The sequence below is a fragment of the Kitasatospora sp. NPDC002551 genome, from assembly GCF_040296005.1.
Classification (GTDB): Bacteria; Actinomycetota; Actinomycetes; order Streptomycetales; family Streptomycetaceae; genus Kitasatospora.
Genome location: NZ_JBEOWI010000012.1, coordinates 147,347 through 162,308, shown reverse-complemented (window position 1 = coordinate 162,308; position 14,962 = coordinate 147,347). Strand labels below are relative to the sequence as shown.

Genomic DNA, 14,962 nt, shown 5'->3' with positions numbered 1-14,962 from the left:
TGGGGGGGGGGGGGGGGGGGGGAGCCCGAACCCCCAGGGGCGCGAGCACCGGGTCTGGGGGGGGGGCTCCCGCCGAAACCGGCGGCGGCCGGCACCCGCGCGCGGTGGGGCGGTGCCGTGCGGCCGTGCCGTGCGGCCGTCCCGTCAGACCGCGCCGCCGGCCCGGAGGGCCGAGCCGAACTCCTGGGCCTCCCGCTCCTCCTGCGCCTCGTCCGCGCGCAGTGCGCCGGTCGCCAGCAGGTACTGCGCCAGGATGTAGGTGGCCATGATCCAGACCTCGTGGCCCGGCAGCTCCCGCCACTTGGCGAGCTTGGTGGCGATCAGGGTGTCGGAGAGCAGGAACAGCGCCCCGCCGAGCCCGGTCCGGAGGTTCAGCCCGGCCGAGGTCACCGCCGTCGAGGCGAGCAGCAGGCTGTACCCGGCCACCGGGATCCGCAGGTCCCCGAGATCCGGCCAGAGCAGGCTCACCATCGACGCCCAGGCCGTCGCGTACGCCGCCGCGACCACCAGCGTCCGGCGCCGGTCGGTCAGCGCGCCCTGGCCGACGAACATCGTCACGTAGCAGACGTGCGCCGCCGCGAACGAGCCCATTCCGGCCAGGAACGCCGGGTCCTGGCCCAGCTGCAGCAGCACGTCGCCGCCCGCGCTCAGCAGCAGCGCCGGCGCGAGCAGCCTGGGCGCCTGCCGGCCGGCCGCGGCGGCACTGGCGAGGCTCTGCGCGGCCAGCAGCGGCATCAGCGCCGGCTTGGTGGCGTGCCGCAGCACCTGGGTGTCGGTCAGCAGCGCCCCCAGGTGGGCCGCCGAGGTGGTGGCGAAGCCGGCGAGCAGCCCGGAGGCCGAGCGCAGCCGGCCGCCGAGAACGGCGCGGGTGGTCGTACGGATGCTCATACGGCGGTGTCCTCCGGGTGGGTGGGGGAGTGGGCTGCGGGGCGGTCGGCCCGTGCCGGGCACGATAGGGGACCGGAACGGGGTTCGGAAGAGATTGTTACCGGTGCGTAGGTCCGGTGGGGTCACCGGGGTGACGACCCGCCGTCCGGTGGTGACCCGGTCGGGGATCGGTAGGGGATCAGTGGGGGATCGGCAGGGGCCCGGTCGGGGCCGGCGCGCCGTCCGGCCGGATGTCGCCGCGCGCCGGGCGGCTGCCAGCGAGGGCCGCGCCCAGCGTCTAGTCTGGTCCCCGACATGAAGCAGCAGGAGTACGCGACCGGCGCCGCACGGACGGCCGGTGGCACGTCGGACGGGCGCACGGGCGGGGCGGGGCGGAGCACCACCGACGCCGTCGTCGTCGTACGCGAACCCGCTCGCGGTCCCGGGGCCGGCCCCGTACCGGGTGGCGCGGCCGGTGCTGACGCCCCGCAGGACGCCGACGCCGCGGCCGCGCCACCCGGGGAGCTGTCGCCCGAGGGACTCCTGCCCGGGGAGCTGTCGCCCGACCCCGGGCTGCTGCGGCTCGCGCGCTGGTTCGCCGAAGCCGCCCCCGGCACCGCCGACGACCTCTGCGCCGCCGCCTTCGGCCTCTACCCGGCCCGTCACTTCGGCGCCGCCGCCGAGCCGTCCGGCGGAACGTCCGGCGGAGCGTCCGGCGACGAGGTCAGCTGGTGGCACGGCCCCACCGCGCACACGCCCGCGCCGCCGCGCGCCCGCGAACCGCGCACCGCCCCCGGTCTGCGCCGCGCCCGCCGCGACGCCGCCGCCCTGCCCGTCGTCCTGTCGGGCGTCAAGCAGGGCAAGCCCGGGCGGCACCGAAGGCCCGAGCGCTCCCGGGGCGCCGTCCCCCTCGTACCGCAGGATCGTTCCGCCGCGACCACCGCCGCCGAACGCCGGATCGCCGCCCGGCTGCTCCTCGCCCACCCGCTGGTCACCGCCTCCGGACCGCACGCGGACGGCTTCCCGCTGATCCGCCGTCACCGCGACTGGCTCGCCGAGCGCTTCGACACCCTGCTCGGCTACCCCCTGGTGGTCGGCCCCTGGCACGCCCGGCTGCACAAGGCCGGCCCCGGCCCCGGCGCCGTCCGCCGCCTCGAACACCCCGCCACCGGAGCCCCGTTCACCCCCGGCGGCTACACCCGGCTCGCCCTCGCGCTGGCCCTGCTCGTCGACGCCCCCGAACAGCTCCCGCTCGGCCGCCTGCTGGCCGCGATGGACAACGCCGACCCCGGCCCGGCCACGGGGACCGGCGACCTCTCCGACCTCGCCATGGCGCTCGCCGTGCTCGCCGACTGGCAGGTGCTCGCCGACGTCCCGGCCGACCTCACCGACGCGTCCGCCGTCCTGACGGTCGACCGGGAGCTGGCCCGCGCCGTCCCGGCCGGCCCGCCCGCGCTCGCCGACGACGCCGCCGACCTGATCCGCCACGCCGCCGAGGCCGAGCCCGGCACCGCCGTCCGCCGCCGCCTCGCCGAGACCCCGGCCGTCCTGACCGCCGACCTGCCCGAGGACCAGCGCGCCTGGCTGCGCGACCACCGGTACTCCGGCCCCGCCGCGCTCGCCGAGTTCCTCGGCCTGGAGGCGGAGCAGCGGGCCGAGGGCGTCGCCCTCCTCGACCCGGCGGAGGAACTCACCGACCTCGCCCTGTCCGGCGCCGGGACGGCCGCCCAGGCCGCCCTGCTGCTGGTCGAGCGGCTGGTCGAGGAGGTCCGCCCGCTGCCCGGCGAGACCACCGGCGCCGACGTGCCCGTCCCGGACGCGCTGATAGACGGCGTGCTCGGCGACATCGCCGACGAGTACGGCCTCCCGTCCGGCTGGCGCCGCGACTACCTCGCCGACCGCACCGCCCTGCGCCGCGACGCCCTCGACCTGCTCCACCGGATGGGCCTGATCACCACCCGTCCCTCGGGCTGGCTCCTGCGCGCCCCCGCCGCCCGCTACGCCCCGGCCCCCGACCTCCTCCCCGCCCCGGGCACCGGCCGCCACTCCCGCCGCGACCCCGACCTCACCATCCCCGCCCCCGCCACCCCCCACGCCGGCCTCCCGGCCTGACTGCCACCACCTCCCCGGGCCCGGTGCGCCTCCCCCGGCCGCGCGCAGCCGCGCCGCCGGCCCGCCCCGGGGAAGCTGCTCCGGCTGACGGCGGCTGCGTCCCGCCCCGCGCCTTTCCCGTGCGACCCGGGCATCACGACTGCCCGGCCACCGGTCGGCGCTGATCCCTGATGCACCCTGCCCGACGGCGACTGGCCCCGCCTCGGCGTCGGTGGCCGCTCCTGCTGCGGACCTTCCGCCCCGGGCCGGTCAGCCGGCCGGACGGGCGCGCCGTGTCGCGGGTACCACGGCCGCCCGAGGAGCCCCGGTTTGCCGGCCCGGGGCTTCACAATCCCGCCCCTGCCCGACCTCGGCTGCCCGCCTGTCCTGGCCACCCCGGACCTCACTGCCGCCCGGGGGGCCGCCCGCTCGGGTTCGCTGCCCCGAGCCGGGTGCTCGCCTTCGCATCGGACGACCATCGCGGGAGTGTCGTGAACTCGGTGGACACCCCGATCAAGGCGGACACCGATGAGCTCGCTGACGGATCACCGGATCGAGTCGGTTCCTGGCGGATCGGGTTCGCCGGGGCCGGGATCGGCCGATGCCTTGGACGTGGGGCCGAGGGAGCACACCGGTGGGCCGGATGTGGTGGCGTCGGCCGGTCGGGTGGCGCCGCTGTGTGGGGCGGCTTGCTCGGGGGCCGCCGCGCCGGGCGGGCCGGGGTGCCGGAGGCCGTGGGCGAGGGGGCATCCCCGCGCGCCGGTCTGTCGGCGGGTGCCGGCCGTCTACCTCCGCACGGTGGCGGTGGCCGTGGCGACGGTGCCGTGCTGGACGGCTTCGACGGTGGCGCCGACGCCGAGGGTGCCGAGGGCGACGGAGGCGAGGACGGCGGCGCTGGCCAGGAAGCGGCGGTGGCGCTTGGGCAGGGGGAAGCGCGGTTCCTGGAGGGTCGCCGGAGGGTTGGCGTTCATGACACGGAGGCTTCCAGGGCGGTGTGAACGGTCGCTACATGCGGGTGAAGTCCGGATGGGAGGTGGGCGTCGGCTTGGGCGCCATGTGCAACGTCGCAGGTCAAGCCCCCCGGGAGGTGGCGGGCCGATCCTCCCGGGGAGCGGTTTTTCACCCGTTCGGGGGATGCCGGTTGCCCCGGCGGACATCGGCCAGGGCCTCGCCGACCGCGACCCGGACGGCGTCCCGCAGGCCGTGCGCGGGGTGGAAGCGGGAGGGGCCGGCGGACGGATCGGCGCGCAGTTCCTTCACCAGGGCCACGCACAGCAGCAGCATCACCGCGACGAACGGCAGCGCGACCAGGATGGTGGCGTTCTGCAGCGCGGTGAGCCCGCCGGCCAGCAGCAGCGCGGCCGCGACGCCGCCCATCAGCACGCCCCAGACGACCACCAGCCAGGTGCGCGGGTGCAGCGAGCCGCGGCTGGAGAGCGAGCCGAGCACCAGCGAGGCGGAGTCGGCGCTGGTGATGAAGAAGGTCATCACCAGCAGCACCGCGATCACGCTGGTGACCGCGCCTCCCGGAAGGGCCCGCAGCATCTCGAACAGCGAGGCCTCGGCGCCGCGCGGGATGGTCGCCACGAGGTCGGCGGCGCCGGTGCTGTCCAGCCGGATCGCGGTGCCGCCCATCACGCAGAACCAGAAGACGGTGGCCCCGCTGGGCACCAGCAGCACGCCGAGCAGGAACTGCCGCACGGTGCGGCCGCGCGAGATCCGGGCGATGAAGGTGCCGACGAACGGTGCCCAGGACAGCCACCAGGCCCAGTAGAAGATGGTCCAGGTGCCGAGCCACTCCTCGTCGGTGAAGGCACCGGTCTGGGAGGACATGACGAGCAGGTCGGAGAGGTAGCCGCCGACGGTGGAGGGGACGGTGTCCAGCACGAACACGGTCGGGCCGACGAGGAAGACGAAGACCATGATCAGCGAGGCCAGCACGACGTTGGCGGTGGAGAGCCACTTGACGCCCCGGTGCACGCCGGAGAAGGCGGAGAGCACGAAGGCGGCGGTGAGCGCGCCGATGATCACCAGCTGGGTGCGCTCGCTGTTGTTGACGTCGGAGATGTAGCCGAGGCCGTCGGCCACCTGGAGGGCGCCGAGGCCGAGGCTGGTGGCGGAGCCGAAGACGGTCGCGAACACGGCGAGCAGGTCGATCGCCCGGCCCTTCCAGCCGTTGGCGCCGCGCTCGCCGATCAGCGGGACGAACGCGGCGGAGATCCGGTTGCCCCGGCCCTTGCGGAAGGTGGTGTAGGCGAGCGCGAGGCCGCCGACGGCGTAGATCGCCCAGGGGTGCAGGGTCCAGTGGAAGAGCGAGAACTCCAGTGCCTGCTGGGCGGCGGCCGCCGACTCGGGTTCGAGGCCGGAGCCGGGCTGCGGGGCGGCGAACAGCTGGAGCGGTTCGCCGACGCCGTAGAACATCAGGCCGATGCCCATGCCCGCGCTGAACATCATGGCGACCCAGGCGGTGGTGGAGAACTCCGGCTCGTCGTCGTCGCGCCCGAGCCGGATCCGGCCGAACCGGCTGAAGGCGAGCAGGACGGTCAGGGCGAGGAAGACGTCGGCGGCGACGACGAAGAGCCATCCGAAGTTGTGCAGGACCCAGCCGAGGGCGGTCCCGGAGGTCCGGCCGAGGGAGTCCTCGGCGAAGACGCCCCAGGCGACGACCCCGAGCACGGCGACGGCGCCGACCCCGAACACGACCCGGTCGACGGGGAGGGTGGCGGCGGGTTCGTCGGGCGGCTCGGGCGGCTGACTGGTCATGGGGTACCTCTCGCGGCGAACTGGCAGGCCGACGGCAATACGGCGACGACATGATCGGAAAGGGGATACATGTCGTACTATGTCCAGTTCTCGCCGGGAGGGCGGGCAGGGCACGCCGAAGAGGTGTGACCTGAACAGGCGTCAGATGTCGGACGTCAGATGTCGGACGTCGTACGCCGGACGTCGTACGCCGGACGTCAGGCGACCGCGTACGGGCGGGACGGCGGCAGGGCGGCGTCCAGGTACCCGGCCAGGGCGTCCCGGCTGCGGCTCAGCTCGTCGATGCGCGCGTCGAGCTCGGCCAGTTCGCCGCGGAGGGTGCCGAGCAGTTCGGGGCAGGCCTCCAGGGCGGGGACCGGTCCGGTCGCGCAGGGGAGGATCTGCGCGATCACCCGGGTGGACAGGCCCGCCGCGAGCAGGCTGCGGATCTGGCGGACCCGGACGGTGTCGCCCGCGCCGTACTCGCGGTAGCCGGCCGCCGAACGGGTGGGTTCGATCAGGCCCTGCTCCTCGTAGTACCGCAGCAGACGGGTGGACACCCCGGTCAGGCGGGCGAGTTCTCCGATGCGCATGGTCGGTGAACGCCGCCGCCCCCGCCGGGTGTTCCCCTCCGCGGGCCCGTCAGGCCCGGGCGGCGGTGTCCGTGAGGAAGTCCAGCACCAGCTTCCGCAGCTCGGGAAGCCGCTCCACCATCGGCAGGTGGCCGGACGTCAGCTCGGCCAGCCGGGCGCCGGGGATGCCCTGGGCCAGGGCGCGGTGCTGCTGCGGCGCCACCAGGTCGTCCTCGGTGGTGGAGACGACCAGGGTCGGCACGCCGACGCCGGCCAGCTCGGCGCGGACGTCGGCGTCCGCGCCGAGCCCGAACTGCCAGCCGATGCCCGCCGGGACCGGCGCGGCGGTCAGGGCGGCGCGCAGCTCGGCGAGCCGGGCGGCGGGCAGCGCGTCCACCCAGCTGCGGCCGAAGCCCACGGTCAGCGAGTGGTCGGCGAACAGCGCGGGGTGCGCGCTCAGGGCGACGGTCTGGTCGGCGAGCAGCCGGAACCGCTGCGAGCCGCCGGCCAGGCCGGCGAGCAGCAGCAGGGAGCGGACCCGGCCGGGGTGGCGGGTGGCGATCCGGACGGCGACGGCGGCGCCGAGGGAGTAGCCGGCGAGGTCGAAGTCGGCGAGACCGGCCGCGTCGGCGGCGGCCACCAGGCGGTCGGCCAGTTCGTCGAGCGAGTGCCGCGTGCCCGGCTCGTCGGGGCTGTCGCCGGAGCCGGGGTAGTCGGGGGCGACGACGGTGCGGTGGGCGGCGAGGTCGTCGAGCAGTGGGCCCCAGTTGTCGCGGGCGCTGCCGCCGGCGCCGTGGGCGAGCAGCAGTCCGGGGCCGGTGCCCCGGACGACGGCGGCGAGGGGCGCGGCGGGGGCGGGGGAGGCGGCCATGGCGGTGCTCCTGTTCGGTTGGGCGGTTCGGGCCGGTCGGCCCGCTCCGCACGGTAGGAGTTCACACCGGTGTCAGGGTCAAGCCCCGGGATCGCCTGACGCGGCGTCGGTGGCGCGCCTATGATCCGAGCGTGACCGGGGGATGCCGCGCCGTGATACCCGCCGGGCGGCCCTCGGCCGCCGCCGGCGCCGCGGGCGCGCCCGTCCGGTCCCGTCGCGGCCGCTGTCGCGGCTGTTGCCTCAGCTGTCGCCGCTGTCGCTGAGCCCGCGCTCGCCGCCGGGCGTCCGCAGCCGCCCGTGCGGCAGACCCGGGCCGTGACCACGGCTCCGACAGCGACCGTCGTCCCCATCATCACCATGACGCGAACGGGAGTGTGCCGATGTCCGCAGACATCCCCTCGGAAGCCGCCCACCAGCCGACGGCCGGCCGCCGAGACGGCTGGGAACGCCGTGAGCTGCTGCGACTCCTCGCCGTCGGGGCCGCCGCCCCGGCCGCGGGCGTACTGACCGGGGCGCGGCGCGCCGCCGCCGCCCCGGCCGGTCCCGCCGCCGCCCCGCCCCCGGCGGCCGGGCCGGCGGCCGGGCCGGTGCCCGGGATCGTCAAGCCGCTGCCCGCCGAGTGGTTCGTGCCGCGCGGGACCAACGCCGAGATGCGGTTCGACGCGCTGCGCGCCGGCGCGGACGGCCGGCCGGTGGGGCGGCATGTCCCGGTGGAGCGGTTCTTCGTCCGCAACCACACCAGCACCCCGCTGATCGACGCCGGCACCTGGCGGCTCAGGCTCTTCGGCAGTGGCCTGCGCGGCGCCCCGACCGCCGAGCGCCCGGTCGAGTTCTCGCTCGCGGAGCTGCGCGCCCTGCCGTCCCACACGACGACGGCGCTGATCGAGTGCGCCGGCAACGGCCGCAGCTTCTTCACCGGCCAGCAGCACCAGAGCGTGCCCGGCACCCCGTGGACGCTCGGCGGGATCGGCTCGGCCCGCTGGCGCGGGGTGCGGCTGGCGGAGGTGCTGCGCCGGGCGGGCCTGACGGCGGACGCGGTGGACGTGATGCCCGCCGGCCTCGACCCGGAGCCGGTGGTCGGCGGGGTCGGACTCGGCCGGGTCCGCCGGCCGCTGCCGGTCGCCAAGGCGCTCGACGACGTGCTGCTCGCCTACGAGATGAACGGCGAGCCGCTGACCCCCGACCACGGCGCGCCGGTCCGGGTGGTGGTGCCGGGCTGGGTCGGGATCGCCTCGATCAAGTGGGTCGGTACCGTCGAGGTCGCCGACCGGCCGCTGTTCTCGCCGTGGAACACCGACTCCTACCGCCTGTTCGGCCCCGACTACCCGCCCGGCGGCAGCGCCCCGCTCACCACGCAGGTGGTGAAGAGCGCCTTCGAGCTGGCCCGCGACGCCGTCCTGCCGGCCGGCCGCACGCACCGGCTGCACGGCCGGTCGTGGTCGGGCGCGGCCCCGGTGCGCCGGGTCGAGGTGTCGGTCGACGGCGGCCGGCGCTGGCGGCGCGCCGAGCTGCGCGACGAGCCGCGGTACGGCGACTGGACGCGCTGGCACGTCGACTGGCGCCCGGAGCGGCCCGGCCGGTACGAGCTGCGGGCGCGGGCGACCGACCGCCTGGGCGGCACCCAGCCCGAGACGGCGGTGTTCAACCGCGAGGGCTACCTGTTCGACGCGGTGGTGGTCCACCCGGTGACGGCGGCCTGAGCCGTCGGAGCCCCGACCGCTCGGGCCGCCCCGTTCGCCGTCCCGCCGTCCCGCGGTCCCGCCGTCCGTCAGACGTTGGACGGGACCTCGTACGGGGCCGGGTAGGCGGGCTCGTAGGGGGTCAGCACCAGCCGCACCACGTCCTCCAGCCGCCGCCGGGCGTCGCCGAGCGTGGTGCGGCCGGTCACCCAGGCGGTCAGCTCGCCCTGCCAGGCGTGGCCGACGATGTGCCGCACCAGGTCGCTCGCGGCGGCCGGCACCTCGTCGGCCATCACCGCCTGGAGCGCCGTGCTGTCGGCCCGGGCCATGCCCTGCAGGGCCTCGCTGGCGAAGGGGTCGGTGGAGGCGGCGACGGCGACCCGCAGCCGGGCCAGCTCGGGCTGGCGCTGGTAGGCCCGCATGCCGCCGCGCACGAACCGCGCCACCCGGTCGGTGGCGCCGAGGCCCGCACGCGGTCCGCGCAGCTCCGCCACCAGGTCGGCCAGCAGGAGCCGGTGCCATTCGGCGATCGCCGCCGCCAGCAGGTGGTCCTTGGAGGAGAAGTAGCGGTACGCCGTCCCCAGGGCGACTCCGGACCGCTCGCAGACCTGTTTCATCTGCAGCCGTTCGACGCCGATCTCGTTCACCAGGGCGAGCGCGGCCGCGATCAGGCTTTCGCGGCGTTCGAGCTGACGCGGAGACATCGCCTCCACCGGTCGTGGTGACAGGTCAACCTTGGTCACCCGCACCATGATACGGGCCGGGGCCGCTCAGGAATATGACGCCGACCGGCCGCCCGCCGTTCGCCCCCCGGCCACCGGGTGGTGGCGGGGGGCGGGAGCGGGCGGCCGGCCGGTGCGGGCGCGGCTCAGCGCGGTGCGACCAGGCGTTCGCGGATCAGCGCCTCCTGGACGGCGGAGGCCACCAGTCGGCCCTCGCGGTCGTAGAACTCGCCGAGCGCCAGCCCGCGCCCGTCCGAGGAGGACGGGCTGCGCTGCGCGAACAGCAGCCACTCGTCGGCCCGGAACGGCCGGTGGAACCACATCGCGTGGTCGAGTGACGCCATCAGCAGCCGGGGCGGCTCGGCGCGCTGCCCGGTGCGCTGGAAGAAGTTCGGCTGGACGTGCAGCCCGGCCGTCGAGGCGAGCGTGAGGTCCGAGAGGTAGGTGAGCGCGCAGACGTGCAGCAGCGGGTCGTCGGCGGGCAGCGGCGAGCCGGTGCGCAGCCAGACGAACTGCTGCGGCATGCCGGGCACGGCCGGCGGCACGCCCGGCGCGTCCGGCGGGACGAACCGCAGCTCCAGGGCGCCGAAGCCGCTGTCGGCCAGCGCGGCCCGGGACTCCTCGTCCCAGAACGAGAAGGCGTCCGGCAGGTCCTCGGGGCCGGGCAGCCCGGGCACCTCGCGGTGGCGGTCGGCGGCGGGCTCGGGGCGCTTGAAGGAGGCGGAGAGGCTGAAGACGGCCTCGCCCCGCTGGACCGCCGTCACCCGCCGGGTGGCGTAGGAAGTGCCCTGGCGGACCCGGTCCACCCGGTACTCGATGGGGCGGGTCGGGTCGCCCGGCGTCAGGAAGTAGCCGTGCAGCGAGTGCACCGAGCGGTCCGCGCCGATCGTCCGCCCGGCCGCCACCAGCGCCTGCGCGGCGACGTGCCCGCCGAACGCGCGCATCGGCGCACCGGCGTGGCAGTGGCCGCGGAACGTGTTCTCGTCGAGGCGCTCGATCCACAGCAGCTCGGCGAACGGGCCGACCGTGCCGGTGGCCCGCCTGTCCTGTTCGGTCAGCTCTGTCACAAGCCCATAGTGGCAGACCCGGACGGTACGCCGGTGTGACCTGGGTAACCCGGAAGGCGAACATTCTTGCTAGAACGTGTTCCATAATTCGAAGACCGGGAGGGGGTCGAGGAGTGGCCCGGGGGTGATTGTCAGTGCCCCGACCTAACGTGCTCGGCATGTCGCAATCCGCACACGCGTACGCCTATCTGCGCCCGTCCGCCGTCCTCGACGGCGAGGCCGGCCGGCGCCTCGCCCTGGAGACCTCCGGTGGCACCACGCCCCTGGGCGCGGCCGCCCACCCGCGCTTCTTCGCGGGCTTCCTGGCCGAGCCCGCGCCGGCCGCCGCCGCGCTGCTCGCCGTCGCCGACGTCGCCGCCGCCCGCTACTACCAGCCCCAGCTGCGCGCCTCGCTCGACCCGGTGGTCACCGCCAACGGCGACCGCCTGCGCTTCGAGTCCTTCTCCGGCTGCTGCGGCGTCTACGCCCGCCTCGACGTGCTCGCCGCCGGCCTGGACGGCGACGAGATCGGCCACGGCACCACCAACGTCGACGTCAACAACCCGCTGCGCGAGGCGCTCACCCGGATCGGCCCCGCCGAGCCGCTGCACCTCGCCGTCGGCCCGGACGCCCTGGAGGTCACCACCTTCGACGGGCCGGTCGTCGAGAAGAAGGTCCCGCTGCCCGAGCGCTGGCTGCGCGGCTTCGCGGAGACCCAGGTCACCGCCGCCGGCTTCGACCTGCGCGCCGAGCTGCCCGCCGCCGAGGCGGTCCGCTTCCTGCGCTCGCTGCCGCGCGGCGGCGGGCGGGCCGGCGCCCGGGTCGCCCAGTGGGTGGTCCCCGCCGGGCGGACGCTGCGGCCCACCACCCGGCCGGTGCCCGGCGCGGTCTGCCTGCCCGGGCCCGAGCGGCTGGCCGCCCTGCAGCGGGTCCTGCGGCACGCGCGGGCGCTGCGGGTCTACGGCCCGCCGGTCGCCGGCACCGGCCCGGCGGCCTCCGCCTGGGAGGTCGAGCTGCCCGGGATGCGGCTGACCCTCACCCTCTCGCCGGACGCCTCCCGGGGCTTCAGCGGTGAGGGCGGGGTGCTCGGCGCGCTCGCCACCGGGACCGCCGAGCAGGACGCCGACCTGGTCGCGGCGCTGCTCGCCTGGGAGCCGCGGATCGAGATCGCCGAGCTGGCCGAGCAGTCCGGGCTCGACGCCGCCCGGGTGCGGGCCGCGCTCACCCGGCTCGGCACCGCCGGGCAGATCGGCTACGACGCCGCCGAGGCCGCGTACTTCCACCGGCAGCTCCCGTACGACGCGGGGCGCGCGGAGGCGGCCAACCCGCGGCTGAAGGCAGCCCGCGCGCTGGTCGGGGCCGGGGCGGTCCGGCTGGAGGAGGGCGGCGCGACGGCCCTCGTCACGGTGGACGACCACGTCCAGCGGGTGCGTACGGACGCGGCCGGCGCGGTCGGCTGCACCTGCCTGTGGTGGGCGAAGTACCGGGGCGGGCGCGGGCCGTGCAAGCACGTGCTGGCGGTCGGCATGGTCCGCGAGGCGCGGACGCAGGACGGGACGGTCGGCGAAGTGCGGGAGGGAGCGGCGCGATGAGCACCGGAACGGTGAAGACCACGAAGACCACGGGGCCGGCGGGGACCGCGGGGACCAGGGGGACCGCGGAGCCGGCCGAGGCGGTGGAGGCCCTGCTGGCGGCCGTCCGCGAGGGCCGGACCGGGGAGGTGCCGGGGCTGCTCGCCGCGCTCGGGCCGGCCGAGCGGCGCTCCTGCGTCCCCGCGCTCAAGGAGCTGCGCCGCACCAACCGCGGCGACTGGTCCGGGGAGGCCAAGCAGCGGATGGGCGCGCTGCTGGTGGCCGGCGCGGGCTGCCACCCCGGTGCGGCCGGCGCCGCCACCTGGATCGGCGCCCGGGACTTCAGCGGCCGCTCCTGGGCCCGTCACCCGGCCCTCGCCGACGTCGTCGAGGCGCAGCCGGTGGAGTGGCAGATCGAGGTGGTCGGCCGGCTCGCGGCCAAGCGCGGCAGCGGCTGGAGCTGGGACCTCTACCCGCTGATCGAGCGGGTGGTGCGGCGCACCGGCTGCGCGGTGCCGGCCTCCGACGACTTCACCGCCGAGTGGCTGCGCTCGGCGGCCGGGGCGGAGAACGGCCCGCGCGGCACCTTCACCACCCTGCTGGAGCGGCTGCGGACGGACACCTTCACCCGCGCCCTGCTGCCCCGGGTGTTCGAACTCGACGATGTCGCGTGGCCACTGGACCGCGCCTACACCACCCGTTCGGGTGACAACTGGCCGGACGCGATCGCCGGACTCGCCGAGTCCGGGCACTTCGGGCGCGAGGAGCTGATCGACCTCTGCCTCGGCCGCCTGGTGCGCGGCGGCAAGATCGCCGACCAGCGCGCGTTCCTCGCCGTGCTGACCGCGCTCGCGCCCACCCCGCAGGAGTACGCGGCCCGGGTCCGCGACCTGCTGGCGCTGCTCGACGGGCCCTCGGTGCTGGCCGGCCACGCCCAGCAGGTGCTCGCCGGTCTGGACGAGGCCGGGCTCATCGAGCCGGAGGTGGCCGGCGAGGCCTCGGCGGTGGTGCTGTTCCGCACCGAGAAGAAGCTGGTTCGTGCCCAGCTGGCCTGGCTGGAGCAGGCCGCCAAGCGCTCGCCCGAGCGGTCCGGCCCGGTGGTGCTGGCGGCCGCCGAGGCCTTCGGCCACCCCGACAGCGCCGTCCAGGAGCGGGCGCTCAACGTGGTCGCCCGGCGGCTCAAGGCCGCCGGCGGGGCCGTCCTGCCGGAGCTGCTGCTCGCCGCCGAGGCGCTCAACCCCGCCCACCACGCCCGGGCGAGCGAGCTCTTCGGCGCGCCGGTGGGCGGCTCGGGGGACGACGACACCGCGTGGGACGAACTGCTGCCGCCCGTCCCGGTGCCCGCCCCGCTCGGCGCACCGCTCGCCACGCCGGTCGAGGTCGCCGAGGAACTGGCCGTGCTGCTGGCCGCCGAACAGCCGGACGTCGCCGTCTTCGAGCGCGTCCTGGACGGCCTGGTCCGGCACGCCCACCGCGACCGGGCGGCGCTCGCCGTGGCGCTGGAGCCGGTGCTGCGGGTGAACCCGTGGCAGGACGTCGGCCGCTGGCGGGACTGCCGTCCCGGTGACGCGCTGTACCTCGCCACGGTGATCGCCGGCCGGGCCGACCCGCACCGGGGCGGCGGCCTCTTCCGCAGGAAGGGCCGCAACCCGCTGCACGGCACGCACAACACCGAGTACGGCAAGGTGCTGGCCGCCCGGATCCTCGAGGCCGCGGAGCGGGTCGCCGCCGACCGCCCGCCGTATCTGCTCGCCACGCCGACCGACGCCACCGGCGCGATCACCGCGACCGCGCTGGTCGAGCGGCTCGCCGGGTACGAGGCCGCCGGTGTCACGGCCGGGCCGGCCGACCTGGGCGCCGCGCTGCTGAGGGTCGCCCCGACGGCGGACCCGGCGGTGCGGGCGGCGGCCGGGCGGCTGACCTCGGCGGCCGGGCGGTGGGCGGCCGCCTGGCTGCGCGACGGCGGTCTGCCGGACCAGCCCTCGGAGCGGGTGCTCTTCGCGCCCGGCGCCGGCTCCTCGCACGCCGACCGCTACGCGGAGCGCTGGTGGGAGGAGGTCAAGCGGGTCGCGGTCGCCCAGCCGGGCAGCGCCGGGCCGGCCGGTCCGGCGCGCGAGCGGCTCCCCGCCGAGTTCCGGGCGCTGCTGGAGGGCACCGAGCCGAGCGTGGCCCGGGCCCGCCGGGTGAACGAGTGGCTCTGGGAGCCCACCGCGCACTGGGCCGCGATGCTGCCGCACCACCGCGAGGAGCTGGCCGCCCGCTGGCTGGACCGGATCGCCGACTGCGCCGACCGTGAGCGGCGCGGTGGCGCGCCGATGCTGGTGGTGCTCGCCGAGGCCGGCGGCCCGGCCGGGCTCGCCCTGCACCTCGCCCTCGGCTACGGCCTGGGCGCCCGCTACCCGGAGGACCGCGCCGCCGCCGTCGACGCCCTGCTCGTGCTCGCCGCCCGTGGTGACCTGGACGGCGCCATGCTCGGCCGCGAGCTGGGGGAGCTGGTGGCGCTCGGCGCGGTGAAGCCCACCCGCCTCGCCCAGGCCCTGACCGCTGCCGCCGACACCGGCGCCCACACCACCGTCTGGTCCGTGCTGGCCGCCGCCCTGCCGTCCCTCCTCGGCGGCGAGGCCCCGCGCGGCACCACCGACCTCGTCGCCCTCGCCGCCGACGCCGCCCGCCGCAGCGCCGCCCGCGGCCCGATCCCCGAAGTCACCGACACCGCCGCCCGCCCCGGCACCAGCCGCCTCCTGAAGGAAGCCCGCACCCTCCGGGACCTCCTCGCCACCCCCTGACCCACCCCCGCACAC

11 protein-coding genes are annotated in these 14,962 nt (G+C 76.8%); 4 read left to right on the top strand and 7 right to left on the bottom strand.

Annotation, left to right across the window (positions count from 1 at the left end):
- Positions 1-144: 144 nt before the first annotated feature.
- The gene (locus tag ABT093_RS14375) at positions 145-888 is read right to left on the bottom strand and encodes a lysoplasmalogenase (RefSeq protein WP_350564039.1); all 744 of its coding nucleotides are present in this window, start codon (positions 886-888) and stop codon (positions 145-147) included.
- 294 nt (positions 889-1,182) lie between these two features.
- Between ABT093_RS14375 and ABT093_RS14370 the strand changes: the two genes are divergently transcribed.
- Complete coding sequence (locus ABT093_RS14370; RefSeq protein ID WP_350564038.1) at positions 1,183-2,979, top strand: DUF2398 family protein; 1,797 nt, start codon at positions 1,183-1,185, stop codon at positions 2,977-2,979.
- Between the two features lie 764 nt (positions 2,980-3,743).
- Here ABT093_RS14370 and ABT093_RS14365 read toward each other — a convergent pair.
- The 4 genes from ABT093_RS14365 to ABT093_RS14350 all read right to left on the bottom strand — a co-directional run bounded on the left by ABT093_RS14365 (position 3,744) and on the right by ABT093_RS14350 (position 7,143).
- A complete protein-coding gene (locus tag ABT093_RS14365) occupies positions 3,744-3,929 on the bottom strand; it encodes a hypothetical protein (protein ID WP_350564036.1) in 186 nt (61 codons plus the stop codon).
- Between the two features lie 148 nt (positions 3,930-4,077).
- Complete coding sequence (locus ABT093_RS14360; protein WP_350564035.1) at positions 4,078-5,721, bottom strand: BCCT family transporter; 1,644 nt, start codon at positions 5,719-5,721, stop codon at positions 4,078-4,080.
- A gap of 197 nt (positions 5,722-5,918) precedes the next feature.
- Positions 5,919-6,293, bottom strand: coding sequence for a MerR family transcriptional regulator (locus tag ABT093_RS14355; protein ID WP_350564034.1), 375 nt, complete (start codon positions 6,291-6,293; stop codon positions 5,919-5,921).
- 49 nt (positions 6,294-6,342) lie between these two features.
- Positions 6,343-7,143: an alpha/beta fold hydrolase gene (locus ABT093_RS14350; RefSeq protein WP_350564032.1), complete on the bottom strand. Its 801-nt coding sequence runs from the start codon at positions 7,141-7,143 to the stop codon at positions 6,343-6,345.
- A gap of 380 nt (positions 7,144-7,523) precedes the next feature.
- On the opposite strand from ABT093_RS14350, the gene ABT093_RS14345 reads away from it, so the two are divergent.
- The gene (locus ABT093_RS14345) at positions 7,524-8,843 is read left to right on the top strand and encodes a sulfite oxidase (RefSeq protein ID WP_350564031.1); all 1,320 of its coding nucleotides are present in this window, start codon (positions 7,524-7,526) and stop codon (positions 8,841-8,843) included.
- Between the two features lie 68 nt (positions 8,844-8,911).
- On the opposite strand, the gene ABT093_RS14340 is transcribed toward ABT093_RS14345, so the two are convergent.
- Together ABT093_RS14340 and ABT093_RS14335 are read right to left on the bottom strand one after the other, a co-directional pair.
- Entirely contained in the window at positions 8,912-9,565 is a 654-nt protein-coding gene (locus ABT093_RS14340; RefSeq protein WP_350564029.1) for a TetR/AcrR family transcriptional regulator, read from the bottom strand.
- A gap of 125 nt (positions 9,566-9,690) precedes the next feature.
- Positions 9,691-10,611, bottom strand: coding sequence for an acyl-CoA thioesterase (locus ABT093_RS14335; protein WP_350564027.1), 921 nt, complete (start codon positions 10,609-10,611; stop codon positions 9,691-9,693).
- A gap of 158 nt (positions 10,612-10,769) precedes the next feature.
- Here ABT093_RS14335 and ABT093_RS14330 point away from each other — a divergent pair, with 158 nt between their 5' ends.
- Complete coding sequence (locus tag ABT093_RS14330) at positions 10,770-12,182, top strand: SWIM zinc finger family protein (RefSeq protein WP_350564025.1); 1,413 nt, start codon at positions 10,770-10,772, stop codon at positions 12,180-12,182.
- A complete protein-coding gene (locus ABT093_RS14325; RefSeq protein WP_350564023.1) occupies positions 12,179-14,947 on the top strand; it encodes a DUF6493 family protein in 2,769 nt (922 codons plus the stop codon). The genes ABT093_RS14330 and ABT093_RS14325 overlap by 4 nt, the downstream gene beginning before the upstream one ends.
- The last annotated feature ends 15 nt before the right edge of the window (positions 14,948-14,962 follow it).

Bases quoted from the DNA above. Each gene is read 5' to 3' on its own strand.
- ABT093_RS14355 (WP_350564034.1), bottom strand. From the start codon at position 6,293: ATGCGCATCGGAGAACTCGCCCGCCTGACCGGGGTGTCCACCCGTCTG.
- ABT093_RS14375 (WP_350564039.1), bottom strand. From the start codon at position 888: ATGAGCATCCGTACGACCACCCGCGCCGTTCTCGGCGGCCGGCTGCGC.
- ABT093_RS14325 (WP_350564023.1), top strand. From the start codon at position 12,179: ATGAGCACCGGAACGGTGAAGACCACGAAGACCACGGGGCCGGCGGGG.
- ABT093_RS14330 (WP_350564025.1), top strand. From the start codon at position 10,770: ATGTCGCAATCCGCACACGCGTACGCCTATCTGCGCCCGTCCGCCGTC.
- ABT093_RS14350 (WP_350564032.1), bottom strand. From the start codon at position 7,143: ATGGCCGCCTCCCCCGCCCCCGCCGCGCCCCTCGCCGCCGTCGTCCGG.
- ABT093_RS14345 (WP_350564031.1), top strand. From the start codon at position 7,524: ATGTCCGCAGACATCCCCTCGGAAGCCGCCCACCAGCCGACGGCCGGC.
- ABT093_RS14365 (WP_350564036.1), bottom strand. From the start codon at position 3,929: ATGAACGCCAACCCTCCGGCGACCCTCCAGGAACCGCGCTTCCCCCTG.
- ABT093_RS14370 (WP_350564038.1), top strand. From the start codon at position 1,183: ATGAAGCAGCAGGAGTACGCGACCGGCGCCGCACGGACGGCCGGTGGC.
- ABT093_RS14360 (WP_350564035.1), bottom strand. From the start codon at position 5,721: ATGACCAGTCAGCCGCCCGAGCCGCCCGACGAACCCGCCGCCACCCTC.